At 68.8% G+C, this 24,179-nt stretch carries 18 protein-coding genes; 15 read left to right on the top strand and 3 right to left on the bottom strand.

Annotation, left to right across the window (positions count from 1 at the left end; genetic code table 11):
* The 12 genes from Pla133_RS13885 to Pla133_RS13830 all read left to right on the top strand — a co-directional run bounded on the left by Pla133_RS13885 (position 1) and on the right by Pla133_RS13830 (position 16,750).
* Entirely contained in the window at positions 1–2,097 is a 2,097-nt protein-coding gene (locus Pla133_RS13885) for an ABC transporter ATP-binding protein (RefSeq protein ID WP_145066204.1), read from the top strand.
* A gap of 22 nt (positions 2,098–2,119) precedes the next feature.
* The gene (locus Pla133_RS13880; RefSeq protein WP_419191518.1) at positions 2,120–4,645 is read left to right on the top strand and encodes a carboxypeptidase-like regulatory domain-containing protein; all 2,526 of its coding nucleotides are present in this window, start codon (positions 2,120–2,122) and stop codon (positions 4,643–4,645) included.
* 68 nt (positions 4,646–4,713) lie between these two features.
* On the top strand, positions 4,714–5,415 hold the full coding sequence (locus Pla133_RS13875) for a CPBP family glutamic-type intramembrane protease (protein WP_419191517.1): 702 nt from the start codon (positions 4,714–4,716) through the stop codon (positions 5,413–5,415).
* A 52-nt stretch (positions 5,416–5,467) separates the two neighbouring features.
* Positions 5,468–7,477 (top strand): RiPP maturation radical SAM C-methyltransferase, encoded by a 2,010-nt coding sequence (locus Pla133_RS13870; RefSeq protein ID WP_145066197.1) that lies wholly within the window; start codon positions 5,468–5,470, stop codon positions 7,475–7,477.
* Positions 7,478–7,479: 2 nt separating this feature from the next.
* Positions 7,480–9,024, top strand: a complete 1,545-nt coding sequence (locus Pla133_RS13865) for a hypothetical protein (RefSeq protein WP_145066195.1) — start codon at positions 7,480–7,482, stop codon at positions 9,022–9,024.
* 109 nt (positions 9,025–9,133) lie between these two features.
* Entirely contained in the window at positions 9,134–10,237 is a 1,104-nt protein-coding gene (locus Pla133_RS13860; protein ID WP_145066193.1) for a hypothetical protein, read from the top strand.
* 88 nt (positions 10,238–10,325) lie between these two features.
* Positions 10,326–10,583, top strand: coding sequence for a hypothetical protein (locus Pla133_RS13855; protein WP_145066191.1), 258 nt, complete (start codon positions 10,326–10,328; stop codon positions 10,581–10,583).
* 84 nt (positions 10,584–10,667) lie between these two features.
* Positions 10,668–11,234 carry an ECF-type sigma factor gene (locus Pla133_RS13850; RefSeq protein ID WP_419191516.1) on the top strand — a complete coding sequence of 189 codons (567 nt, stop codon included), beginning with the start codon at positions 10,668–10,670 and terminating at the stop codon, positions 11,232–11,234.
* Positions 11,235–11,271: 37 nt separating this feature from the next.
* The gene (locus tag Pla133_RS13845; RefSeq protein WP_145066186.1) at positions 11,272–14,583 is read left to right on the top strand and encodes a serine/threonine-protein kinase; all 3,312 of its coding nucleotides are present in this window, start codon (positions 11,272–11,274) and stop codon (positions 14,581–14,583) included.
* A gap of 74 nt (positions 14,584–14,657) precedes the next feature.
* Positions 14,658–15,089, top strand: a complete 432-nt coding sequence (locus Pla133_RS13840; protein ID WP_145066184.1) for a hypothetical protein — start codon at positions 14,658–14,660, stop codon at positions 15,087–15,089.
* Between the two features lie 137 nt (positions 15,090–15,226).
* Positions 15,227–16,141, top strand: coding sequence for a zinc-dependent metalloprotease family protein (locus Pla133_RS13835; protein WP_145066182.1), 915 nt, complete (start codon positions 15,227–15,229; stop codon positions 16,139–16,141).
* A gap of 147 nt (positions 16,142–16,288) precedes the next feature.
* On the top strand, positions 16,289–16,750 hold the full coding sequence (locus Pla133_RS13830; RefSeq protein ID WP_145066180.1) for a hypothetical protein: 462 nt from the start codon (positions 16,289–16,291) through the stop codon (positions 16,748–16,750).
* A gap of 60 nt (positions 16,751–16,810) precedes the next feature.
* Here the strand turns inward: Pla133_RS13830 and Pla133_RS13825 are convergent, their stop codons facing one another.
* A complete protein-coding gene (locus Pla133_RS13825) occupies positions 16,811–17,842 on the bottom strand; it encodes an alpha/beta hydrolase (RefSeq protein WP_145066178.1) in 1,032 nt (343 codons plus the stop codon).
* Positions 17,839–18,972 (bottom strand): adenosine deaminase, encoded by a 1,134-nt coding sequence (locus Pla133_RS13820; RefSeq protein WP_145066176.1) that lies wholly within the window; start codon positions 18,970–18,972, stop codon positions 17,839–17,841. The genes Pla133_RS13825 and Pla133_RS13820 overlap by 4 nt, the downstream gene beginning before the upstream one ends.
* A gap of 360 nt (positions 18,973–19,332) precedes the next feature.
* On the opposite strand from Pla133_RS13820, the gene Pla133_RS13815 reads away from it, so the two are divergent.
* Positions 19,333–20,487: a radical SAM protein gene (locus tag Pla133_RS13815; RefSeq protein ID WP_145066174.1), complete on the top strand. Its 1,155-nt coding sequence runs from the start codon at positions 19,333–19,335 to the stop codon at positions 20,485–20,487.
* Positions 20,488–20,587: 100 nt separating this feature from the next.
* Here the strand turns inward: Pla133_RS13815 and Pla133_RS13810 are convergent, their stop codons facing one another.
* Positions 20,588–21,484 (bottom strand): MerR family transcriptional regulator, encoded by an 897-nt coding sequence (locus tag Pla133_RS13810; RefSeq protein WP_145066172.1) that lies wholly within the window; start codon positions 21,482–21,484, stop codon positions 20,588–20,590.
* Between the two features lie 227 nt (positions 21,485–21,711).
* Between Pla133_RS13810 and gltX the strand changes: the two genes are divergently transcribed.
* Positions 21,712–23,196: a glutamate--tRNA ligase gene (gene gltX / locus Pla133_RS13805; RefSeq protein ID WP_419191515.1), complete on the top strand. Its 1,485-nt coding sequence runs from the start codon at positions 21,712–21,714 to the stop codon at positions 23,194–23,196.
* Positions 23,197–23,207: 11 nt separating this feature from the next.
* Complete coding sequence (locus tag Pla133_RS13800; RefSeq protein ID WP_145066168.1) at positions 23,208–24,179, top strand: hypothetical protein; 972 nt, start codon at positions 23,208–23,210, stop codon at positions 24,177–24,179.

Genomic DNA, 24,179 nt, shown 5'->3' with positions numbered 1-24,179 from the left:
GTGGAACCGGAATCTGGTTCGGGTGACTCCGGGTCCGTCGGCGATCTGTCGGCGGACCTGGGGGATGGTCCGCGCCGCTGGCGAGTAGCGAAGTGGAAGGAGGCTATCGGGTGGACCTGGCACCACCTCAAGCCGGACTGGCTGCCCTTCTTCGTCGGGATTCTCCTCACTCTCGTGCGCACGGCGACGGAGATCGCCATGCCGCTCGTGGCAGGTGGTTCGCTCGACCGTGCCATGGGTGAGGACCTGCCTCGTCGGCTTCCGGCGATCGGGGCCATCGTGGGCGGGCTGATGCTCATCGCCGGGTCGTTGCGGTTCTTCTACAACTACTTGGCTCGTCTCCAGGACCACGGGATCGGCGATCGGCTGACCGTGCGCCTTTTTGGCAAGATCGCGCGCGCGCCCCTGGTTGACACCTACAGCCGGGACGCCGGGTACTGGCAAAGTCGGATTCAGGGCGACGCGCGCGCCATGACCGCGATCTACCCGCACAACCTTGTGCTGCGGCTGTCGGCCGTGTTCCGGGCCTTGGTGTTCGGTGGACTGATGGCCGCGATCAGCATCAAGATGTTCCTGTGGGTGTTGATCGTTACTCCCTTCAGCGCCTGGCTGATTCTGATCATCCGCCGCCGAATGCGGGACGTGCAGGAGGTTCAATCCGAGCTGACGGCGTCGAATTCGAGCTGGCTGGCGGACGTCATCAGGTCACTTCCCCTCGTGAAGCTCTCGGTCCGAGAGGACCGCGAGACGGAGGAGTTCGAGCGTCGGTCGCACCTGGCCTTCCTGGAGGTTCGGCGAATCGAGAGGTTGCGAGCGCTGTCAGGGGCCGCAGGCCGTCTCGTTCAACGAGTGCTTCCTCTGCTGGTGTACTTCTACGGACTGATCCTGGTCAGTCGCGGCGACCTAAGCCTGGGTAGCTTCGTGAGCTTCGCGATGTTCTCCGGGATGGCGATCAACGCGTTCCAGTCGAGTATCCGCACCGGTGCGAAGATCGACGAGGCGATGGTGGCAGTTGACCGTGTGCGGGAGATTCTCGCGATGGGCGACGAGTACGAGGGCGAATCCGGAAGTCGGGTGCTGGACGAGCCGGTTCGGCAGGTCGTCTTCGAGGACGTCTGGTTCGCCTACCCGGAGCGCGACGTGCCGCTCCCGCCTGCGGTCGAGCGAAAGCTGGCCAAGAAGTTGCGTCGGGGCAGGATCTCGGCGGCCGAGGTGCGGCTGGCTCTCGGTCGACGGGAACCATCGACGGGTCAGTCCGAGTGGGTACTGAAGGGGATCGATCTCGAGTTCGAGGCCGGTCGATCTGCGATCCTCGTCGGTGCGAGCGGGGTCGGCAAGTCCACCATCGGGCGGCTGATCTGCGGCTACTACCGTCCGACGAAGGGGCGCATCCTCGTCAACGGTCACGACTTGCGAGATCTGGACCTCGCGTCCTTCCGCCGGCAGCTGAGTGCCATCTCGCACGAGGGTTTCGTGCTCGATCGGTCGTTCCGTGAGAACGCAATCTATCGTGTCGATCAACCCGGGCCCATCGAGGGTCAACTGGACGAGATCGTCTCCACGCTCGGGCTCGATCAGGTCGCCGGCCGGGCCCGCCGGCACGGGCGCAATCGCGAACTGCGACTGGGCCTCGGACTGCCCGACCTCTTGCCGCCGGAGCTCATTCCGCCCGGGCGTCCGCAGCTCTCGGCGGGCGAGCGACAGCGCCTATTGCTCCTCAGGGAGCTATTGCACTCGTCCTCGTGCTGGATCCTGGACGAGGCGACCAGCGGACTCGACGCGGCCCTGGAAGAACGTGTGCTGGACCTGCTGATGACCCGGGATGACGGAGTGCTGATTGCAGTCTCGCACCGCTTCTCATGCATCCAACGCTTCGACCAGATCCATGTCCTGGTGGAGGGCTCCGTCGTCGACTCGGGTACTCATGAAGAGCTGTTCGAGCGCTCGGATGACTATCGCGCCCTCGTCCTACCGCAGGTGCGTCGCGTTGTGCCCGGCGGAATCTCGATGTCGAGTTCGGCGCGGTCCAAGGCCTGTCTCGATCTGGGCGAGGGCGGAGCGGTCGAATCTGGATTTGATAGGCTGGCCATACCGTGAGGAGATTGAGGAGAAGCGGGGTATGAAGGGTAGTCAGGGGCGCCTGCTGGCTGTCGTCGTCGGTCTAGCGCTGCTCGGGTTCCTGAACTGGTACTACTTGGGTGCCATGGAACGCGAGCGCCGCGTCGCCGAGCGCGAGATGGTCGATCGGGTCGATGCCGCGCGTCCGGGAGTGGTCCTTTCCACTGCGGTTCCGCTCGCGGAGGTGCCGCAGGCGGCAATCGATGCGCTACGGGTGGAGGCCGATTCGAACGAGCGCGCGTCGAAGATCGACTGGGGCTCGGTCGGGGGCCTGGTGACGACCCTGAACGACGGACAGATCGTGCCCGGCGCGAAGATCGTGGTGGCGGGGCTCTTCGATCGTTGGGAAGGAACCAGCGATTCGGACGGTCGCTTCCGGATCGATGGGATCAAGCCCGGAACCTACGGCCTCGTGGCCGCCGCCGACGGCTTCGTTCCCGAGCTGTTCGACGGGGTAGAGGTTCGAGCGGGCGAGCTTCACAGGCTCCTGGTCGCGCTCGCTGATGGAATAGTCGTACGGGTCGATGTCGGGCGTGCGGGCATTGGCGATGAGCGCGTCCCGGTGGGAGGTGCCGAGGTCGTGCTCTTCGAGGGCGGCATCGGTCGCGCGGGCGTCCTTCCTGCCGGAACACGAGCGGACTGGAGCCTGCGTGGAGTGACCGGGCCGTCGGGGCTGGTCGAACTCGAGGGCGGCGAGCCGGGCGTCTACTTGTGCCGTGTCGTCGCTGATGGCTTCCGGCCGTGGGTTGCCGACGTCCACGTGGTCGAGGCGGGTGACACGATCGAAGTCGACCTGCTGCCCGGCATCTCCCTCTTCGGGCAAGTTCTCACGTCGGCGGGTGCGCCGGCAACGGGAGGCGCAGTCTTCGTCGTCTACGAGGGAGCCGACGCACCGGAGCTGCGCGACTTTTCGGTGGCCGAGGAGTTCGCCACGATCGCAGGCGATGGGAACTTCGCATTCGACCGCCTGCCGCCCGGTGACTTCCACCTCTTCGCCGTGTTGGACCAGGGAGAGACCGCGGTGACATCGGAGCCGTTGGTGCTCGAGGGTGCGCCGGTGGGGCCCGTAACGCTGGCCGCCAGCGGTGGCTGTCGGGTGGAGGGCCGCGTGGTCGATCACGACGGCGATCCGGTCGAAGGCGTCGACGTCTATGTGTCGTCCACCACCTTCCTGCACCCTGAGTCAGGGCTCCGGACCTCCTCCAACCGGGCGGCGCTCGATGTACTCGGACGAGAGACGGTGAGCGACTCCGACGGTCGCTTCGCATTCGAAGGGGTGCGCACGGCGGCCGGACAGATCGAGGTCGGTGTTCGGCACGACGGCTACTCGAGCGCCACAGCGGAGGTTGCCGTCGAGCCCGGTGCCTCGGTGACAGTCGAGCTCTCTGTCCTGAAGATCGATGGCTCAATCAGCGGAGAGATCCGCAAGGCGGAGGGCTTGGAGGGGTTCGTCTCGATCGTCGTCGACGTCGGCGCTGGGCCGCTGCGCGGCAAGAGCTACGGTTTTCGGGTGCCGGCCGAGCTGGAGCGATTCGAGCTGGCCATCCCGTCGGCCGCCGAGGAGCTGACCGTCAAGGCCTACGGGAGCCGCCTGCGGCCGAGGTGCAACGTGACGCCCAAGCTGTACGAGAGCGTTGCCGTCGGGAGCTCGGATCTGGACTTCGAGTTCGAGCAGCGCGACATGTTGCGGTTGCTCGTCGTGGACGAGCGTGGGACGCCGGTCCGCTCGGTGGAGCTGCATCTCTACGACGACGTCGCGGCTGCATTCGAGCGACTGGGGCTGCTCGAGACCGACAACGGTCGACTGACGGTCCCCTTTGATCCGGAGTCCGACCTCTACCTCACCGTCAGCGCCAAGGGCTTCGCTCCGACGGACGTGTGGGATCTCGAGCGGCGGGCAGAGCAAGAGATCATCGTGCGAATGCGCCGCGCCGAGACCGCGCTCCCGGTCAGGGTTGTGGACAGGGACGGTCGAGCGGTCGCTGGCGCCGACGTGGCGCTGGCCTACTTCGGCGAGGGCGGCGCCTATCCGCCGGGCAGCACCCTGACGCCGTGCGGATCGACGGACGTGGACGGTCGGGTACGCCTCGATGGAGTGCCTCCGACGGCGTCGATCGCCCTGGCGGTGGCACCCCGTCGAGCCGGTGAGGCACCGCTGGCCTACTTCGAGGGGCTCTCGCTGCCGTCCGACGGTGAAGAGCTGGTCGTTGCGCTGCCGGCGACGACCCAGGTCTCGATCGAGCTCGTCCTGGTTGACGGGTCGCCGGCCGACGGGCGGGCGGTGATAGCGAACGAGTCGGGTCTCTTGGTCGAGCCGAGCTCGATCCCGGTCCTTGCGGGAGGCGGCGGCGGAGGGTCGCCGCACACGGTCGTCGATGGGCGCATCGAGACGAGCCTGGTGCCGGGCTATTACCGTCTCTATTACTACGCGCCCGATGGCCCACTAGACGAGGTTCACATCTACGACTTCGACGCGGCAGCGTCGCATCCCGCTTGGTCTTTCGTGGTGCCAGGGGGATCCGAATGAGTTCGCCGCCGATTCAGACGGTCTCCGGGAGCTCCCCTCCCGGGCCGACCGCACCGCCCATCTACAGCGTGTTCGTCGGCTCGTTGTTGGTCGGCGCATCGTCGGTGCTGACGGCGAACTTCTTCATCGAAGCGCATTCACCGCAGATCACGCGAGCGCGCAAGCGAGAGCTGGTCGAGACGATCCTGCCGCTCGTGGTCCCAATACTGGCGGTGGTCTCAGCCGTGGGGCTCTCCCTGGCGCTGCACCGCCTCGGAGGACTGAGAGCGGCGCTGGTCGCACCGAAGATGCGGGCGCACGCGGTGTTGACCGAGATTCTACCCGCTGCTCTCGCCCTCTCGCTGGCCACCCCGCTTCTGCAGCTGCTGTGCGGTGTCGATCCGGGCGTCGGCTGGTCGCGACTGTTCGAAACTCCTGAGCGCTCGGCGGTGGCGGTGCTCGGCATTCTCAGCGCGGCGATTCAGGAAGACGTCGTCGTGCGCTGGATGCCGATCGAGCTGCTCCTGCTCCTACTCGGGCTCGGCCGGCGAGCGGGGGAGAGGTCTGTAGCCGTCGCCGCTTCCGTCGCGATTGCTGTCGCGGTCCACGCGATTCAGTCCGGTCCGGCCAGTGACCCCCTGACGTGGATCCAGTTCGGCGTACCCAAGGCCCTTGGTGCGCTGGCTTTCGCCCTCGCCTACCTGCGCTACGGCGCTCTGCCGGCGTGGCTACTGCACGGCGCTACGAACCTGTCGATCCTACTCGTTCTCCCGATGGTGGCCGGAGTTTGATGCACGCGGGGCCCGCACTTCGTCCGCAGCATCACAGCCTTGTCTTGCAACGATGATCCAGCCCAAGAATACGTCTCGCGTCTCCGTCGTCGTCATGCCCTGGGCAGAGTGCGCTCGTCCCAGCCTTCCCGCCGGCATTCTGAAGGCGCTGCTCGAGCGTGGAGGCATGGCTGCTGACGTCATCCACGCCAATGTCGACTTCGCGTGTGAGCTCGGTCAGCACGCCTACGCCGTCGTTGCTTCCGGCAAGCTCTGGACCTTCACCGCCGAGTGGGTCTTCTCGAGGGCCGCGTTTCCCGAGAGCCGGAGTGAATCCGGCGTCGAGGCGGTGGACAAGTGGTTGCCGCTCGTCCGCGAGTCGTTCCGCTTCAAGGATTACCTGGGCGAGGACTTTCGCGAGTGGATAGCAGACCTGCGCGACGTGCGCGCGCCCGCGCTGATCGAGGACGTAGCGGGGCGGACCAACGGCTATGACGTCGTCGCGTTCACCTGTAGCGTGAATCAGCTCGTGCCGGCGCTCGCCGCCGCACGTCGGATCAAGGAGCTGCGGCCGAAGACCTTCATCCTGTTCGGGGGCGCGCAGGTCGAGGGTGAGATGGGGGATGAGGTCATGCGCGCCTTTGCTTGGGTCGACGCCGTGTTTCAGGGCGAGGCGGAGGATGGCGGGCTGGATGCGTTCCGATGGGCGCTCGGAGAGGCCGACGAGGCCCCCCCGCAGTTGATCCACCGCGACGCGACCGGCGGGATCGTGGGGGCCACAACCTCCGGGCGCTTGGAGGACATGAACGGAGCCCCGACGCCGCTCTTCGACGAGTACTTCGACGCCGTGCGGGGCGTTCGCGATGCGCGCGGTGAGCAGATAAGCGTGTCGGGCCTGATGTTCGAGAGTGCTCGCGGATGCTGGTGGGGCGAGGTGCACCACTGCACTTTCTGCGGACTCAATGGCGGCAACATGAAGTTCCGGGCAAAGGACCCGGAGCGAGTGCTGGACGAGGTGCTGGGCCTGGCGGATCGATATCGCCAGCTCACGTTCCACGCGGCTGACAATATCATCAGTCAGGGATATCGCCGGACCCTGCTCCCAGCTCTGGCGGAGGCGGACCTGGGTCTGGAGTTCTTCTACGAGACCAAGTCGAACCTCAGTCGCGCCGACGTCAAGCAGCTCAGGGATGCCCGAGTGCGTGCGATTCAACCGGGCGTGGAAAGCCTGAGTTCGCACGTGCTCGAGCTGATGGACAAGGGGGTCTCGGGCATTCGCAACGTGCAGTTGCTGAAGTTCTGCCGCGAGTACGGTGTTGAGGTGGCCTACAACATCTTGTGCGGTTTTCCAGGCGAGGTTCCAGAGGACTACCTGCAGCAGGCCGAACTGACCAAGCGTCTGCACCACCTCGCGCCGCCTAGCGGTGTTGGGGACTTCATGCTGCAACGCTTCAGTCCGATGCACTTCGACGCGCCGAGGTTCGGAATCAAGGACGTTCAGTCACACCGTGCGTACGCGCACATCTTTCCGTCCGACGGAGTGGATCTGAATCGCCTCGCGTTCTACTTCCGCTACAAGCTCGAGCACCCGCCGATCGCGAGGCGCCTCAAGTCGGAGCTCCGCAAGCTGGTACGTCGTTGGCAGGCGAGGTGGGAGAAGGGATCTTGGATGCCCGAGCTCACTTTCCGTCGCGCTCGGAGCTGGGTGCTCGTGCAGGACGCCCGCGACGCGAAGGCGCGGCAGCAGTACGTGCTCTCGGGGCCGGAGATGGAGGTCTTCCTCGCCGCGGACGAGATCCGTTCGGTGGACCGCATCGCGCGCGACATCGGGCGGGAGCGGGACGAGGTGCTCGCCGCAGTTACGGCGCTCGATGGGCTTGGTCTGGTGATGGTCGAGGGCGAGCAGGTGCTGACGCTCGCGCTGCCTCGGGCCAAGGCCGTGGTGCCGAGGTTCGAGTACGAACTCGACGCCCCCCAGTTCAACGTGCGACCGGAGGACAAACCCGGTGGGGGCGCGAACTCGAGCGAGGAGCTCGAGCGCCGACCATCGAGGGCTGGCCGAGAGGCACTGACCGAGGCCTAGGTTTGCAGTCCTCGGACGCGATCGGGATCCGCCGGCCCGAGGTGCGGCGCGTGGGGACTTGGGTCCTGGTTCTGTGCGTCGGATTGCTTCTGAGGCTGGCTGCGGCCTCATTGCCTTGGCGAGCGCTGGACTTGGTCGATCACGGACACTTCGTGGCCTGGCAGTCAGCGATCCGTGAGCGCGGACTGGGTCACGTCTACGGCGGCACACCAGGCGTCATCGGTCGGCCGCTCGATCAGGAGCTGGAGGCCCGTGCGCTGCACGTTCGGGCCTGGCGCGCCGACCGGGCGGGCTCCTCCGAGCGGGTTGCGGACCAAGACCGCGGAGTGCTTCGTCCTGGCGAGGGGATGGAGTTCGTGCTGAGCCCCAACTACGGCCCGGGCTTCATGTGGGTCCTGGCGGGCCTAACGCGCGTGCATGCTCTGTTCGATCCGGCCCTGCGGCCCTACACGCGCGTGGCTGTCGGGCTCTATGCGGCCGTGTCGGGCTGCTTCGCCCTGCTCGGCGCCTGGTGGCTGGTGCTGGTCGCGCGCGAGCTCGGCGCGGACCGACGAGGCGAGCTGGCGGTCTTCGCCTGGGGCTGGTGCGGGCCGGCGCCGATCCTCAACGAGGGGCTGCGTCAGCAGGTCGACGGGTGGGCGATGGCGTGGATGGTCGGCGTGATGCTGTGCGGGCTAAGGGGTCGTTGGGCAATGGCTGGGGCGGCGCTCACGATCGGGGTGCTCACGAAGCCGCAGGCGATTGTCGCGGCGCCGTTCCTGGCGCTGTGCCTCATGGGCGGCGCCGTCTGCGCCGCGAGTCCGTCGGGGGCCGGGGCACCGTCGGGGCAGATTGCGACCCACGATCGGAAGGCGGCGTTCCGTACAGCTCTGGGCCGCGCCGCTGCGGTCTTGGCCGGCGTTGCGTTGGCCTTCGTTTCCCTCGGTCTCGTCTTTCAACTCGCCGAGGGGAGCTCTTGGATGCGCGCGTCGCTCCTGGGCAATGCAGCCGGACACCCCTTGGGGCAAGTCGGCTCGTGGTACGCGACGAACCTCTGGGCCGGCGTCCAGATGCTCAGCGGGGAGTTCGAGGCAGCGAGCACGTTGCTCGGAGCAAGCTGGAGCGTCTGGGGTGCGGTGCTCTTCACGGCTTGCGGTGGCGCCGCTGCGTTGACGTGGTGGTCGCGCTTCGGCCCTTCGCGTGACGGATGGGCCTTCCTCGTGTTGCTCGTGGGGCTTGCCGGCTATTTCTTCTGCACGCGGATGTCGGGGCGCTACCTGATCTATCTGCTCCCGTTCGCGATCCTCGCGACCTATTCGGGAAGGGTTCGCCTGAGTCGTACGGTCTTGATCTGGCTGTCGGTGATCCTCGTCGTGGTACTGACCCGGTTCTTGTGGTGGCCGGAGAGTCGCGGGGTGGGTTTTCGGGCGCACCAGCCGGCTCCGCTTCCTGCTTGGGTCCTGTGGCTCTCGATCCTCGCCACCGCGGGCTCGAGTGCGCGGGTTTGGATCACGGTGGCGAGGCCCAGCCGGGTCCGGTTCGCTCTCCGAGGGGGTGCCATTGGGTAGAGGACCTGAGCAGCCGCGCGTGGCGGTCCCATGGGCGCAAGTCCTCCGGGCGCTCGAGATCCTGGTCGGAACGCGCCCGATCGACCCGCACCGGCGGGGGATGGTGCCGTTGGTCGCGTCTTGGTCGGCGATCTACTTCGTGGTGGCCGCCGTGAAGCCCGGAGGCCTCCTAGAAGGCGCTTCGCTCGTACTCGGTCTGCCCCTCGCGCGGGCGCAGGCGTCGGTCCTGTTCGGCTGGTCGACGCGAACGGCACGCGGCGAGCTGCTCTCGGCTGCGTGGTCCGGGTCGCGCGAGTTGGTCCACAAGGTGCTGTGGGCCGTGTGCTACTTCGCTGACCAGGCGGCGGTTCTCGGACGGTCGAGCCTAGACGCCTGGGCGAGCGCCCCGATTCCATTCGCGCTCCAAGCTGCAGTCGTGCTCGTGGTCGTGGCCGCGGCCTTCAGCATGCGAGCGAGCCGTCGGGCCGGCCTGCGGTACGGGCCGACGTCGATCTGGCTCGAGGTCCAGCTTTCGGCGGCGGTCGAGGAGGTGCTCTATCGTGGTCTGGCAACCTTCGCGTGCTTCCGGCTGGTGGGAGGCGACACAACGTGGGCGGGCGAAGAGGGGTTGGCGACGGCCCTTGCTGTGGGGCTGTTCGCCCTTCCGCACTACCGGCTGGGCAGCCCAGGTGGCGCGCGTGGAGTCGCAGTGACGGCCGGGCTGGGCATCGCGTGCTTCGGGCTCTCGTGGGCGTGCGGCGATGTCCTGGCCGGTTGGGCACTGCACGGCCCGGTCCTCGGAAGCCTCGAGTTCCGTCGCTGGTGGGCCGCCCGGCGCGCGCAGCTGCGGTCGGTCGCGAGGGATCGCGTGCTGCAGCTCGTGCGCCTGGGCCACGCCTACTACGTGACCGATTGGGAGGGTGTCGAGTTGCAGCGGCTCTGTGCGGCGGACAGCGCCCTGGCGCGTGGGCTCGACGAGTTGATCGCGCGGCACGAGCAAGGCGTGGCGATCGACGCGCAGGCGTGTGCCGGGGCGTCGATGCTCGTTCCCGGAGAGGCGGCCGAGCCGGGAATGGCTCGCTGGCGATCCACCAACGCGCTGCTCGCTGCTCAGCTCCCGCCCGGGCGGCTCCCCGGGGTCGGGTTCTCACAGGTGGCCCGAGAGACTTCCAAACACCTGGTCGCCGCAATGGACGCGCACCGTGCTCGGGTCCTCCCCGCGGCGGGAGCCTGAGCCGTGCGGCCGGGGAGGCGTCCTGGCCAACCGGATTCGCGGACAGAACCAAGCTGGTGGCGCCTGGAGGATGGGCATCGGAATCCGGATGAAGCAGGAACGCAGGACGCGCGGCGCCGAGATCAAGGCGCGAGTCGCGAGAGAGGCCCTCGAGGGCAGCAACCCGAGTCACCAGATCGCGGCCGAGAACGAGATCCTGCCGGTCCAGGTGTCGCAGTGGAATTCGGAGCTGGCCGGGCGGGTTGGGCTGCCGCGGATCGACACGCAGGGGGCGGTGACTCCATGTGGTCGCCGAGTTCTGGGAACCAAGTTTTTCTTGGCCACGGATCGCTGGAATCCGTTCTAGGGGTGAGCTGACCGCTCCAGTCTCGACCTGCAAGGAGCGGTCGCTCGCGGGCAGGACCCAGCATCAATGATCGACCGAAGACCGATGGACAGGCCCGACGAGACCCTACGCGTGACCCACCTGTTGGCCCGCATCAGAGCCGGTGATCAGGGGGCAGAGGAGCGGGTCTACGAGCTACTTGCGGACGAGCTGAAGCGTGTCGCCCGGTCGATGCTGCGTGGCGGTCCGGCGACGCCGACCCTGGGTGTCAGCGACCTGGTCAATGAGGCCTACCTGCGGATCGCCGGGGCCGCGCCGGAGTCTTGGGAGGACCGTCGCCACTTCGTTCGCTACGCGGCGCGTGCCATGCGGAGTGCACTGACGGACCGAGTTCGCGCCGCCCGGGCCTCCAAGCGCAAGCCGCAGGGCGAGCGGGTGCCCCTCGAGGGATTGGCGTCCTCCCAGGTCGCCGGGGACCTGGACCTGATGGCGCTCGACGAAGCACTCGATCGCCTGGAGCAGATCGATCCACGGCTGACCGAGGTGGTGCAGCTGCGCTTCTATGGGGGCCTGACGCGTGCGGCGGCAGCCCAGGCCATGGGTCTCCCGGAACGGGAGGTACGCAACCTGTGGGAGTTCGCACGAGCCTGGCTGCGCGAGGCGCTGGACTGACGGACAAGCTGTGGAGGTCCATCAGTGGCAGCGCGCGATGCGCGCATTTTGCGAGGTGATCGAGCTGCCCGCCGAAGGGCGGAGCCCGTTCCTCGAGGGGGAGTATGGCGACGATCGCGAGGTCCTGGAGCGGGTCCACCGACTGCTCGAGCGCCATGCGAGTCTGGGTAGCTTCCTGCTGGAGGCGACGCGACCGGATCCGACCGGCGAACGGCCGACCATCGAGCCACTCGACATGGTCGGCCTGTTCCCGGCGAACGCCGGAGAGCTCGACCTCACCCGTGATCCCAGCGCGGGCCTGGGCCAACTGGTCGCCCGCCGCTATCGCCTGCGCGACGTGCTCGGCAGCGGTGGCTTCGGCGCGGTGTTCCGAGCGGACGACCTGCTCGCAGGACGTAGCGTCGCGGTCAAGCTGATCCATCCTCGGGCGGGACGCATGCACGAGGTCTTTCGGCGCGAGATCGCGGCCCTGCGCCACCTACGCTTGCCGGGCGTGGTCTCGCTGCTGGACGAGGGCGTGGAGGACGGCCTGGCCTTCATCGTCATGGAGGAGGTCCATGGCGAGCACTTCCCGAGCAACGTGGGTGGTTCCTGGGAGCGGCTCGAGCCGGCCGCTCTGGCGCTGCTCGAGGCCCTGGGCGGGATCCACTGGGCGGGGGTAGTGCATCGTGACGTGAAGCCCTCGAACGTACTGCTCGACGGGCAAGGCATCCTCACGATCCTCGATCTCGGCGTTGCGCATGAAGCGGCGGCACTGCGAACCACCGGCGGTGGCTTTGCGGGAACTCCGCTCTACGCGGCGCCCGAACTCTTCGAGGCCCGGTCGGCCAGCGTGGCGTCGGACCTCTACGCCGTGGGCGTGATGCTCTACCGGGCCCTGGCCGGTGAAGCGCCCCACGAGCGCGGGCCCGAGGATCAATTCGTCGATCGTCGGACCGACGTCGCACCTGACTCGATCGCAGAGGCCGTGCCGGGACTCGCCCCGGCGGTGGTCGAGACCATCGATGCCCTGCTTTCACGGCGCCCCGCCGATCGCCCTCGTTCGGCCGCGGAGGTCTCGGCGCGCCTGTCGGGTTCGGGGTCCGGGTGCACGCTTCCATGGCTCGGTTCTTCGGGGGACCTGGAGCGGTCCGCGGCGCGAGTGCTCGCGGGGAAGTCGCTCGACGTCGGCGGCGGGCCCGGCAGCGGTCGCACACGATTCCTGCGGGAGCTTGAACACAGGCTGCAGGCGCAGGGCCGCCGGACGCTCCTGATCGAGTCGAGCTCGGCGCCATTCGAGGCCCTGCTGTCGTTCTTGGGATCGAACGAGGTCGCATCGGCCGTGACGGGCGAGGACGTTAGCCAACTGCTCGAGCGAGCCCTGGCCCGTCAGCTCGACGACGGACTGGTGCTGCTCTGTGACGATCCCGGACCCATCGACCGTTGGACGATCGCGCTCGTGGATGCGTTGCGCACGCGTGGGCCGGTGGTGCGCGTGGTCGGCGAAGGGGCGCCAGCCGACATCCTGCTGTCAACGCTCCCTACCCAAGCCCTGCGCGGGCTGTTCGCGGGCCACGACCGAATCTTCCACACGCGCACGGACGCCGCCGCGGAGCTCGCGGGCCGGACTGGTGGACTGGCGCGGAACGTCGAGTGCGAGCTGGCCACCTGGGTGCGGAGTGGCTTGGCTCGCTGGGAAGGAGGACTCGTGTCGATGGGCCGTTCGGCCCTCTCGCGGCTGGCCTCGACCGGCCACGCGATCCCCAGCATGCGCGTCGCGCGTGGGAGCCTACGTCCGTCCCAGGCGGAGCTGCTGTGGGCCGTCGAGCTGCTCGGTGGCGGCGGGGGCGTCGAGCTCCTGACTCGCTTGCTTCGCTGTCAGGTCTGGCAGGTGGAGACCGAGCTGGGGGATCTGGTGCAGCGCGGACTGGTCCGACGTGACCCCGACGGGTCGCTGCGGGCGCTGGCGACCGCCGCGGACGCGTGGGGCCAGGTTGCGGAGCGACAGGCCGCCCTGCGCGGTCGCTTGGCCGATCTCCTGGCGCCGGGCGCGCCCGGTCGGGTCCTGCACCTGATCAGTGCCGGTCGCCTGGGCGAGGTCGCGCAGGAGGCCATTTTGGTCGCCGGTCGTGCGCTCGATGGAGGCGATGTCCGCGGCGCCTGGAACACGGTCGTCGAAGGCCTCGCGGTGGTACGTGGGAGCGAACGCCAGCTGGATCAGGAACGCCGGCTCCTGCGGGTCCTGTTGGACGTGGGGTTGGCATCGGCGACGGGCTCGAAGCTCGACGAGGTGCTGTACCACTTGGCGCGAACCGAGACCTACGACGCCGAGGTGGCGTTGATCGAAGCGCTCGCGCGCGCGGCGCTGTGTGGGATGCAGGGCGACGGCGCCCGAGCACTGCGCTTGCTCGAGGCCGTGGATCCGGGTGAGGACCTGGGTCTGGCCATGGCCTACCACTCGATCCGGACCCTCGCCGGCCGCTACGCGCGCCTGGAGGACGAGGCTCTCGCCGTGCGCGGCGCTCTGGCCTGGGCCCGGCGCACGCGCGACCGCGAGGCGCGCGCTCGAGCCTGCGAACAGCTGGGCTGGCTGCGCTACCGCCAGGGACGCTTTGCCTGCGCCGCGGCCCACCACGCTCGGACCGCGCGTCTGACGCGCAGCGCCCGCTTGGAGCTCTCGGCGCTTCTGAACTCCGCCTCGGCCCTGATGGAGGCGCACCGATTGGAGCAGGCCAAGGACCTCGCCGAGCGCGGCCTCGACCTCGCCGCCAGGACGCGGCACCCCATCCAGGAGGCCCGCGCCCTGTGGCAGCTGCGCACCCTGGCCTACCGACGCGGGGCGCCGCTGGCCCCGGACCTCGAGCTGGCCGCCGCAGCGCGGGAGCTCCAGTTCCCGAACATCGAAGCACTGATCTTCCTCAACGAGGCGGCCTTCGCGTGGCGCGCTGGATCGAACGAGGTGGCACGTGATCTGGCCCTCGCAGCGGCGTCGAGCTGGTCGAGGGTGGGGCGGCGTTGGGGCCAGATGTTGGCCCTGGCCCTGGCGGCCGCCAGCGGTGACGTGCGCGGAGCCGACGGCGAGGCCGAGCTGGTCGAGCAGGCCCGCGCCTGCCCGATTCCTGGCATGGCAATCCAAACGCTCGGTCTGCTGGCGATCGCCCGCGGCAGCCTTGACCACGGAGCGCGGGCGCACCTCATCGATCGCTCGAGCGCGATCCCACGGTCCGAATGGGCTGCGACGCGCGAGGTGCTGTCGATCGACGAGGCCCACGCCTTCGCAGGACTTCCGTCTTCCTCGCCCCCCGAGCGAGGCTCTCTGCGAGCCCAGAGTGAGCGGCTCGACCCTACCGCTACCGAACTGCGACCATGACCATGCGGCGACTTTCCATGACAGTGACCCTCTGCGGCCTCGTGCTCTGCTCGTGCGCTTCCACTGCGACCGAGATGGCAGTCCCCTTGGGCGAGGCGGGCCGGGGGCTGCCCCAGGTCTCCATGGCGCAGGAGTACGACACAGGCGTCTTCTCGCTCTATCAGCCCGCGACCGTGACCCCGGACGGGGCGAATCCGAACAAGTTCGTCGTCACCTACGAGCCGCTCCCCTCCGCCTTCCTCTGGCGCGAGTCCGACACCCTGCCCACCGAGGAGTTCTGGCTCTTTCCGGACAAGGTCGGAGTGCCGAGCTACGTCACGCCCTCATCGATCGACCACACGATCCATTGGAGGATCGAGTACCTCCAGGACGGGCAAGCCTTGTCGGACCTCGCAAGCTTCCGGGCGCTTGTCATCCAGTGGTTCGCAGACAACTCCAGCATCACGCTCGCGGCCGGCAATCTCATGAGTCACGATCGTCACGTCGTGATCGAGCCGACGCGATGAATCTCGCGAGGATCATCGTAGTCGCTGCAGGCCTCGTCAGTGCGGGTCTGGGGCTCGGGCACGGCTGTGCTCCGAGCCAATCACCAGCCCGCACGACATTCGCCGCCGACGATCCGGAGCAGGAGTCCTGCGTCGCCGTGGCTCCCATCGGATCGCCGCTGCCCGCGAGGCTGCCCCTTCCTCGGGTGGAGGCCCTGAGCGGCGACCCCTGGCTCGAGCACTTCCCGGTCACGCCGCTCTTCGAGCTTCCGGCGGAGACGGTGACCATCCGGGTGCTGTTCGTCTATCTGGGTCAGAAGGACGAGCGGCTGGCCGCGGCGTGTGAAGCCAGCCTGTCGGCTGCCCAAGCCGTCTTCGAGCGCAGCCTGCGGGCGCCCGGCTGGCCGGGTCTCGAACTCCAGTTCGCCGGGGCGGTCGCGGCCGGGCTCAGGCCGGGCCCGGAACCCGGGCACGCGCGCTTCGCTGGGGTGACTTCGGTCAACGAGTTGCTGCTCCAGACCGCCTGCCAGTGCAGCGAGGACGCGCGTTTTGTCGCCGCCGCGCGGCGGGCTGCCGAGGCCGACCTGGTCTGCATGGTGACCGCGCCGTCGCCAGGCCAGAAGAAGACCGGTACGGCTTTCGTGTTCGAGCAGCGTCCCGACGCCGGTCGCTTCGGATTCGCCGCTGTCACGGCTGCGGTCGTTGCGGACCCCCGCTCGGTCACCCTGGCCCACGAACTCGGGCACTTGTTCGGCTGCCTCCACGAAGTCGGACCGCAGGTATGCAACAGCCCCTTCGGCGCGCACCCACAGCAGTCCCTGCGTTTTGCCAGGAGTACGCACGAGTACACGACGATCATGGGCGGGAGCGGACGGCGGCTACCGGTCTTCTCCAGTCCGCTCTTGTGGCACGCGGGGGCCGACGCGACCACGCCGCCCGACCAGGCCATCTCGTCGACGCCTCAGGGCCCGGGCGCCCTGCGACTCGGGACGCCCGTCGGGGGCTGTGCGGGCGCCGACAACGCGACGATCATTCGGTTCAACGCCGAGACCGTCGCGGAGTACTACCCATGAGGCGCGGCTCGGTCGCAGACCTGCCAATGCGCGCGTCATGCTCCCTCTCCGGGTCGGGCTCCGTGGGCCAGGAGACCAAGTGCCACCACTCACTCTGCCGTTGCCGTGACCTCGCGCCAACGACCTCACTCCAGTCGGATCAACCCCATGAAGCTCGAATCCCTGACTTACTGCGTTGTCCTTGCGAGTGTGATCACCCTGACCGGTTGCGCGAGCGTCGCCGATCCCGCGTTCCAGCCGCGGCCCGGCACTCAAGACCAGTACAACACAGGCGTCTTCGCGATCTACATCGCCGACGGGAACGGGGGCCACGAATCGACACCATCGGCGATGGTCTGGTCCACGGGGCCTGCGGGCACCGGGATGACCTATTGGCTCTATCCCGAATCCCAGGGCGTGCCGTCCTTCCCGTTCCCCGGCCGCGGCAACCCGCAGGTCGCGTGGAGGTCTGACTGGCTCTCCGACTTCGACCCCGGACGCGATCTCGACACCTTCAGGGGGCGCGTCAAGAACTGGTACCTCGACAAGTACAACGTCCAGATCAAGACTGGCGACACGTGGACGATCGACATCCACTCGGTCGACCGAATTACCGTCGGCGAGCCGTAGCCGTTGGAAGCCGCGTCTGAACAGCCTGGATGCGGATCGCTCGCGAAGACGGAAGCGGGCTCAGCCCGCCAGAATCGAAGCCAGGCGCGGCAGCACCCGCAGGTAGCGATCGTCGGTTCCCCGGTGTCCACCCGAGTGCTCCTCGTGCACGTGGGGAACGTCCAACTCCTGCAGCTTGCGCACCAGCCGCCGCAGGCCCCACTGCAGGTTGTACTCGTCGGCCAGGCCGCACTCGACGTGCAGGTACTCGAGCGAGCGCAGGGCCTGGGCGTGGGGCCGGACCGCCTCGAGGGGATCGAAACTCAGCCAGCGGCGCCAGACCTCCGGGATGCGCTCGCCGCGCTCGAGTTCCATGGGCAGGTCGAAGCCCAGGGGCGATTCGGGATTGGGCGAGTAGCAGGCGGCCATGGCCAGCACGTTGATCACCGCGTGCCCGTCGCCGGAGAGGTCGCGGTCGCGCGCGAAGGCCTCGAGGAAACGCTGGGGAGAGAGGCCGTGGGGTACCAGGCCGCGCATGGCGGCCAAGATCTCGGAGCCGAAGCAGAGCTCGAAGTCCACGTCGCCGGAGATCGACGCGGCGGCCTGGAACAGGCCCGGCCGGCGCATGGCCAGGTGTAGGGCACCGAAGCCGCCGGAGCTCTTGCCGACCACGCCCCGTCGGCCGGGGAGCACGGGGAGGTGCTCCTCCACCAGCGGAACCAGCTCCTGGGCCACGTGGGTCTCGTAGGGACCGGTAGCGGTCGAATCCACGTACTGGCTCCCGCCCAGGCGCGTGAAGCAGTCGGGCATCACCAACACCGCCGGTGGCGCGTCGCCCTCGACGATCGCCGCGTCGAAGCGCTGGGCCACGCTCGAGAACCAGGGGTGTGGCGCGAGGTACTTGTGGCCGCGCCCGGTGAAGCCGGCCAGGACGAAGAGGGCCGGGAACTGCGCGCCGGGAGCGTCCCAGCCGGGCGGCAGGTAGACCGGCAGCTCGCGCCGGTGGGGGTCGCCGAGGGCATTGCCCACCAGGCAGTCGCTCTCGATCACGCACAGCTCGCCGCGCCCGGCGCCGATGCCGACGCGCCCCAGATTCGGTCGGGTCAGCTTCAAGCCGGCCCCCCGTAGATCTGGCGCGCCTCCAGACCCATTTCGCCGCGCAGTTTCGCAAAGGGGGCCTTGATGCGCTCGTAGATGATCCGCACCCGCTCGTCGTAGTGCAGGAAGGCGGACTTCATGCCGTTGATCGAGAGGGTCTCGAGGGCGTCGAGGTCGCAGCCGAAGGTGTTGACGGCGACCAGATACTCGTCGGTCATGGTCGTTCCGCTCATCAGCCGGTTGTCGGTGTTGAGCGTGACGCGCATGCCCAGGTCGACGAAGAGCGGGAAGGGGTGAGCCTCCATGGTCGGCGTGGCCCCGGTGTGGAGGTTGCTCTGCAGGCAGACCTCGATCGGGATGCGGTGGTCGATCACGTATTGGGCCAGGTTACCGACCTTGATCACCTTGCCGTCGTGCACGGCCAGGTCCTCGACCAGGCGGGTTCCGTGGCCAATGCGGTGGGCGCCGCAGTACTGCAGCGCCTGCCAGATGCTCTCGGGCCCGAACGACTCGCCGGCATGGATGGTGATGTTGAAGTTCATGCGCTGCACGAGCTGGAACGCGCGCAGGTGGCGGTTGGCCGGGTGCCCGGCCTCCTCGCCGGCCAGGTCGAAGCCCACGCAGCCCTCGTCGCGGTAGGCGATGGCCAGTTCGGCGAGCTTGATCGAGAGCTCCTCCGACTCGTTCCGCAGGGCGCAGACGATCAGGCCGAAGCCCGTGTCGAAGTCCACCGCCGCCCGCCGCAGGCCTCGCAGGACGGCGTGCATGACCGCATCCAGGCCCAGGCCCTCGAAGGTGTGCAGGTGGGGGGCGAAGCGCACCTCGGAGTAGACGACCCCGTCGGCGACCGAGTCCTCGAGGTACTCGTAGGCGGCTCGCTCGAGGGCGGCTTCGGTCTGCAAGAGGGCGATCGTGTGCCGGAACCCCTCCAGGTACTGGGCCAGGGAGCCGCGGTCGGCGCCCTCGAAGAACCAGCGCCCCAGGGCCCCGGGCTCGCTCTCCGGGAGCTGGTCGTAACCGATCTCGGCCGCCAACTCGAGGATGGTCGAGGGCCGCATGCTCCCGTCCAGGTGCTCGTGGAGCACGACCTTGGGCAGGCGTCGGAGGAGATTGGCGTCGAGGGTCGGGCTGGAGGCGGAGGGCATGGCGGGATCTTGCAGGCCAGGGGACCCGGAAGCGAGGACCGGCCCGGTCCCAGCAGGCCCGATTTGGAGCGCTCCGGTTGCCGGGCCAGGAGGGCGGCGTAGACTTGGGCCGAAACTCTTCCGTCCGCGTGCGATTTGGCGCGGCGATCGGCCCCCTGGCCACTCCAGGGCGCTCCCTGGGCCTCTGCCCGGCGGACACGCTCGCCGGACCGACCGATCGACCGACTCTGGACCCACGGCCATCCGGGCCGAACCCTGCCGTCCGCCGCGCTCCCGAGGCAGCCCGCCCCGGCCCAGCGTGCCTCAGGCGGGACGACCTCCTCTTCGGGCTACACCTCCTCGGGCCATAACCGCCCAGCGATGATCAACCTCAGCTCAGCGCTCTCCGACATCGTCAAGTGGCACGGCGCCATCCCGCGCGCCCTGTCGCCCAGTGGTCGTGCTTTCCAGCCGATCCACATGTTCCTGGAGGTCACCTACCGCTGCAACCTGCGCTGCAACTTCTGCCAGTACCTCGACATCATCAAGGGCGAGGTGGAGACGGTCGGGCCGGTCAAGGAGTTCAAGACCGACGAGATCAAGAAGGCCATCGACGAGTTCCCGAAGGGCCGTCTGATCACCTTCTCGGGCGGCGAGACCCTGGTCCGCAAGGACTTCCCCGAGGTCCTGCGCTACGCCAGCAAGCATCACCGCACGCACATCATCAGCAACGGCGCGCTGATCAAAGAGGACATCGCCGAGCTCTACACGGACCTGGGACCCAAGCACCCCTGGAACAACGGTCTGGTGCTGGTCGGGATCAGCCTCGAGGGCAACGAGGCCCGCCACGACGAGGTCGTGGGCCGCCCCGGCAGCTACAAGCGCACGATCGAGGGCATCCGCAACATGGTTCGGCTGCGGGCCAAGAAGGGGAAGGTCTTCCCCAAGTTCAACCTCAAGATGGTCGTGACCGAGGAGACCGTCGGCGGGATGCAGGACTTCATGCACCTGGCGGCGGAGCTGGGCTCGGACCTGGTCAACTTCATGGCCGAGCACGACCTCGTGGGCCACTCGTCGACCCTGATCGCGAACCCCGAGGAGAGTCGCCTGACGATCCCGCAGCCGCGCCCTGAGGGCGTGGATCCGGAATTCCTGCGCGAGCAGCTGATCGCCTGCTACGAGCTCGAGAAGACGCTCGGCGTGCAGATCCGCCTGACGCCCCCCGGCCTGCCGATCGACGAATTCGTGCGTCACTACACCGACGACCGCGCCCTCTCGCCCGACGAGTACGTGTGCGAGAGCCCCTGGTCCAGGGTGCAGCTCACCGCGGACGGCCGCTACTCGCCCTGCTACTACCTGCGGACGGGCGACAGTCGCTCCCAGACCCTGCAGGAGATCTGGAACGGCGAGGAGTTCCGCGAGTTCCGGCGCGACATCAAACAGAAGCGCATCTACGCCGGTTGCAACGGTTGCTGCAACCTCAAGTACGTGGGGCCCAAGGCCTACGGGCTGGCCGGGCTCGAGCAGCGCGCCTGATCGCGCACGCGCGGCTGGCCTGACGCGAACAGGGCCGCCCCCTCGCCATGCGAGGGGGCGGCCCTGTTCGCGTCGGAGCCCGATCGCCCGCGCGGTCAGCTCAGAGCAGCTCGCGCAACCAGAGCTCGAACTCCGCGACCTCGCGCACGATGCGGACGCCGCGCCGGGGCCGCCGGGTGAAGCGAGCGTCGTGCCAGCCGACGCACAGGGCGATCTCGTCCGGCAATGCATCGCGCAACGACTCGATGCGGGCGTCCTGATCCGAGGTGCACTGGACCGGCGCGGTGGGCACCGCGACACCGTCGACGTGCATCTCCGTCGCGGCGCGGCGGATCTGGTCGAAGGGCGTGTTGGAGCCCAGGACGCGGGGCAGGATGCCCTTGGCTGCGCACAAGAGGGCCGCCATCTGCACCGGCAGGTCGTGCATGTCCTCGTCGAGGGCGGCGACCAGCACCCGCGGCCCGCCCGTGGGCACTCCGATCGAGATCCGCAGGCCGCGCAGCACGTCTTGCAGCACCTCCTTGACGAAGTGGCTGTGACGCACCTCGAGGTCGCCGTCGACGCAGCGCCGCTGAACCTCGTGATCGAGGGGCGCGACGACCTGGGTCAGGAAGTCCCCGGGGGCCTGGCGGTCGAAACTCTCGCGCAGGGTCGCGGTGAGGGTGCCGCCGTCGAAGGATCGCACCAGGTCGATCCACGCTCCCATGTCCGAGGGCTTGTCGACCCGGGTCCGGCGGTTGTCGAGCAGGTCCTGGAGCTCCGCGTCGCTGCCGCGCACGATCGCGCCCGGGCGGTGTCCAAGGGACACGGCCTCGACCACCCGACGCAGCCAGCGCAGCTGCTCCGGGGTGTAGCGTCGGTGGCCGGAGGGCAGGCGGACCGGCTGCGGCACGCCGTAGCGGCGCTCCCAGACTCGAATCGTGTCCGGAGAGATCCCGGTCGCCTGGGCGAGTTCACCGATCGAGAGCAGTTCGGGGGTCTTCTTGGCGCTGGGCACTGGGCTGGCTGGGCGGGGGTCTGTGGACGAAGGTCTGGACGTCGGACCCGGTCTTGTGGGCCAAGTCCGGACAGGTGTATAGGTTCTATCTTCGACATCAAAGCCCCCTTCTTGGGGTGATGTTGAGCCGGGGGCCCGCGCTGTGCGGTTTCCCGCGGGGGCCGCCGGAGCGCCGCCGTATCCTCCCCGCCCTTCCGAGCCCCCCAGACCCTGTCCAGATCGAGCCCTTGACTGCCCCCGTCCGCACCCGCTTCGCCCCCAGCCCGACCGGCCCGCTCCACATCGGTGGGGCTCGCACCGCCCTGTTCGTCTGGGCCTACGCCCGGCACCACGGTGGACAGTTCATCCTGCGTATCGAGGACACGGACCCCGAGCGCTCCGAGCGCCGCTGGGAGGACGAGATCCTCGACGGCTTTCGCTGGCTCGGGATCGACTGGGACGAGGGCCCCGACGTCGGCGGCCCCTTCGGCCCCTACCGCCAGAGCGAGCGCGCGGCGATGCACCTGGGGGTCGCCGCCCAGTTGCGGCGGGCCGGCTGGGCCTACCCCTGCTTCTGTACCCGTGAGCGGCTCGACGCCGTGCGCGAACAGCAGCAGGCGCGGCGCGAGACGGCGCGCTACGACGGGCTGTGCCGCGACCTGGACGACGAGACCGTCAAGCGGCGCATCGACGCCGGCGAGACGTTCGTGCTGCGCTTCCGGGTGCCCGAGGGCAGCACGACCTTCCAGGACCAGATCCGCGGCCGGGTGACCTTCGAGCACGCCGAGGTCGACGACTGGGTCATGGTCCGCGGCGACGGCGCGCCCACCTACAACCTGGTCTGCGTCTGCGACGACAGCGCGATGCAGATCAGCCACGTGATCCGCGGCGAGGAACACTTGGTCAACACGCCCAAGCAGATCCTGCTCTACCAGGCCCTGGGCGAGCCGATTCCGAGCTTCGCCCACGTGCCGCTGATGCTGGCGGTCGGCGGCAAGAAGATGAGCAAGCGCGACGGCGACACGGCCCTGGCCGACTACCGCCGCAAGGGCTATCCGGTCGAGGCCGTGATCAACTTCCTCGCCCTGCAGGGCTGGGCCCTGGACGGCGAGACCGAAGTCTTCAGCCGGCAGCAGCTGGTCGAGCACTTCGACGTCGGCGTCGTCTCGAAGAGCGGGTCGGTCTTCGACCTGCAGAAGCTGAGCTGGCTCTCGGAGCAGTACGTGCGGACGGAGTCACCCGGCCAGGTCCTGGACCACGGCTTGCCGTACCTGGAGAGCGCCGGCTTGGCCAATGCCGCGGCTGTCGCGGCCGACCGCGCCTGGTTCGAGCGCGCGACCGAGACCGCGCGGGAGCGCATCACCACCTACAGCGATCTTCCCGACCAGCTCGCCTACCTGTTCGCCGCCGACGATGCCGTCGAGTACGACGAGAAGGCCCTCGCCGCCGCGACCAAGCAGGGCACCGTCCACCTGGCTGCCTGGCACGCTTGGGCGCGCGAGCGCTTGGTCGAGCCGATCGACGCCGCCGCGCTGGGTGCCGCGACGAAGGACTGGATCGGCGAGTCCGGCATCAAGCTCCCCCAGCTGTTCCAGCCCCTGCGCTGCGTCCTGTCCGGCAAGCCCGGCGGCCCCGACCTGTTCGAGATCGTGGCCCTATTGGGGGCGGCGCGCACCACGGCGCGCATCGAGAGTGGCCTGGCGCGCCTGACGGCGGCCGCAGAACCCTCCTGAGGTCGAAACCCATGTTGGAGCAGAAGAACGCAGCGGAGATTGTCGGTACCGCCCTGCCGTCGGAGGACCAGCCCCTCGACCTGGCCGCGCATGCGCGACGGTTCCAGGCCGAAGCACCGGAGTTGGCGGAGGTCCTGACCTCCGACCGCGTGTTGAAGGCGGTCAGCCGACATGAGCAGGCGGCTGCCGAGTGCGAGCGTGCCGGCAAGGCCTTCCGCGACCTGGCCGAGTCGGCCAATGAGTGGACCTTGGCGGCGACCATGGCCGGCGCGGCTCTCCTGTTCCTGCAGGCGATCATGCCCGGCTCTTGGCCGGTGCGGGTGGCAGGCGCGGCCGCCGCGGTGACCGGCGTCGGCGGCCTGGTCTACGTCTCGATCCTGCGCCAGCGCGGCGACCTTGAGCGTTGGCGCCGGGCTCGGGCCAGCGAGGCCCAGGCCTTCCTGGATTGCTTCGGAGCGGTCCTCACCTCCGCCGGCGCCGAGCCGCGCCGGGCGGCCCTGGGCTTCGAGTACCTGCGCCGCTTCCTGTACGAGGAGCGCATCGCGCACCTGGCCGAGCGCGGGGAGCGGTTGCTGTCCAGCGCGCGAGTGGCCGATGACCGTGCCGCGGGACTGCGTGGCGCGGGCGTGGGCCTCTTGGGCATCGGTGGCGCCGGGGCGGTCTTCGCTCCGGGCGCTAGCGCCTTCGTGGCCGTTGCCGGTGCGCTGTTGGCGTTGGCCTCGTACTTCGTGGGCGAGGAGGAGTGGCGCCAGGACGTCACGGACGGCCAGGCCATGGCCCGCGCCCGGGGCTTGCTGACCGAGCTCGAGCCGGCGGTCGCGACGGTGCGCGGCGTCGACCCCGCGCGCCGGGCCGATGCGGCGCGGGTCTTCTACGAGAGCGTCCGCGCCGTGCTGCTCGACCCGCACCTGCAGTGGCTGGACGGCTTCGGTCGTCGCCGCGAGGCGGTCGAGGTGCTCGAGGAGCGCCTCGCGCGACTGTGA

The organism is Engelhardtia mirabilis (assembly GCF_007748095.1).
GTDB lineage: Bacteria > Planctomycetota > UBA1135 > UBA1135.
The sequence above is the reverse complement of the archived record's forward strand: the minus strand, read 5'-3'. Positions and strand labels throughout refer to the sequence as shown.

Excerpts from the sequence above, each read along its gene's own strand:
- Pla133_RS13820 (WP_145066176.1), bottom strand. The coding sequence starts at position 18,972 with ATGCCCTCCGCCTCCAGCCCGACCCTCGACGCCAATCTCCTCCGACGC.
- Pla133_RS13850 (WP_419191516.1), top strand. The coding sequence starts at position 10,668 with ATGGACAGGCCCGACGAGACCCTACGCGTGACCCACCTGTTGGCCCGC.
- Pla133_RS13840 (WP_145066184.1), top strand. The coding sequence starts at position 14,658 with ATGGCAGTCCCCTTGGGCGAGGCGGGCCGGGGGCTGCCCCAGGTCTCC.
- Pla133_RS13800 (WP_145066168.1), top strand. The coding sequence starts at position 23,208 with ATGTTGGAGCAGAAGAACGCAGCGGAGATTGTCGGTACCGCCCTGCCG.
- Pla133_RS13880 (WP_419191518.1), top strand. The coding sequence starts at position 2,120 with ATGAAGGGTAGTCAGGGGCGCCTGCTGGCTGTCGTCGTCGGTCTAGCG.
- Pla133_RS13830 (WP_145066180.1), top strand. The coding sequence starts at position 16,289 with ATGAAGCTCGAATCCCTGACTTACTGCGTTGTCCTTGCGAGTGTGATC.
- Pla133_RS13855 (WP_145066191.1), top strand. The coding sequence starts at position 10,326 with ATGAAGCAGGAACGCAGGACGCGCGGCGCCGAGATCAAGGCGCGAGTC.
- Pla133_RS13845 (WP_145066186.1), top strand. The coding sequence starts at position 11,272 with ATGCGCGCATTTTGCGAGGTGATCGAGCTGCCCGCCGAAGGGCGGAGC.
- Pla133_RS13870 (WP_145066197.1), top strand. The coding sequence starts at position 5,468 with ATGATCCAGCCCAAGAATACGTCTCGCGTCTCCGTCGTCGTCATGCCC.
- Pla133_RS13815 (WP_145066174.1), top strand. The coding sequence starts at position 19,333 with ATGATCAACCTCAGCTCAGCGCTCTCCGACATCGTCAAGTGGCACGGC.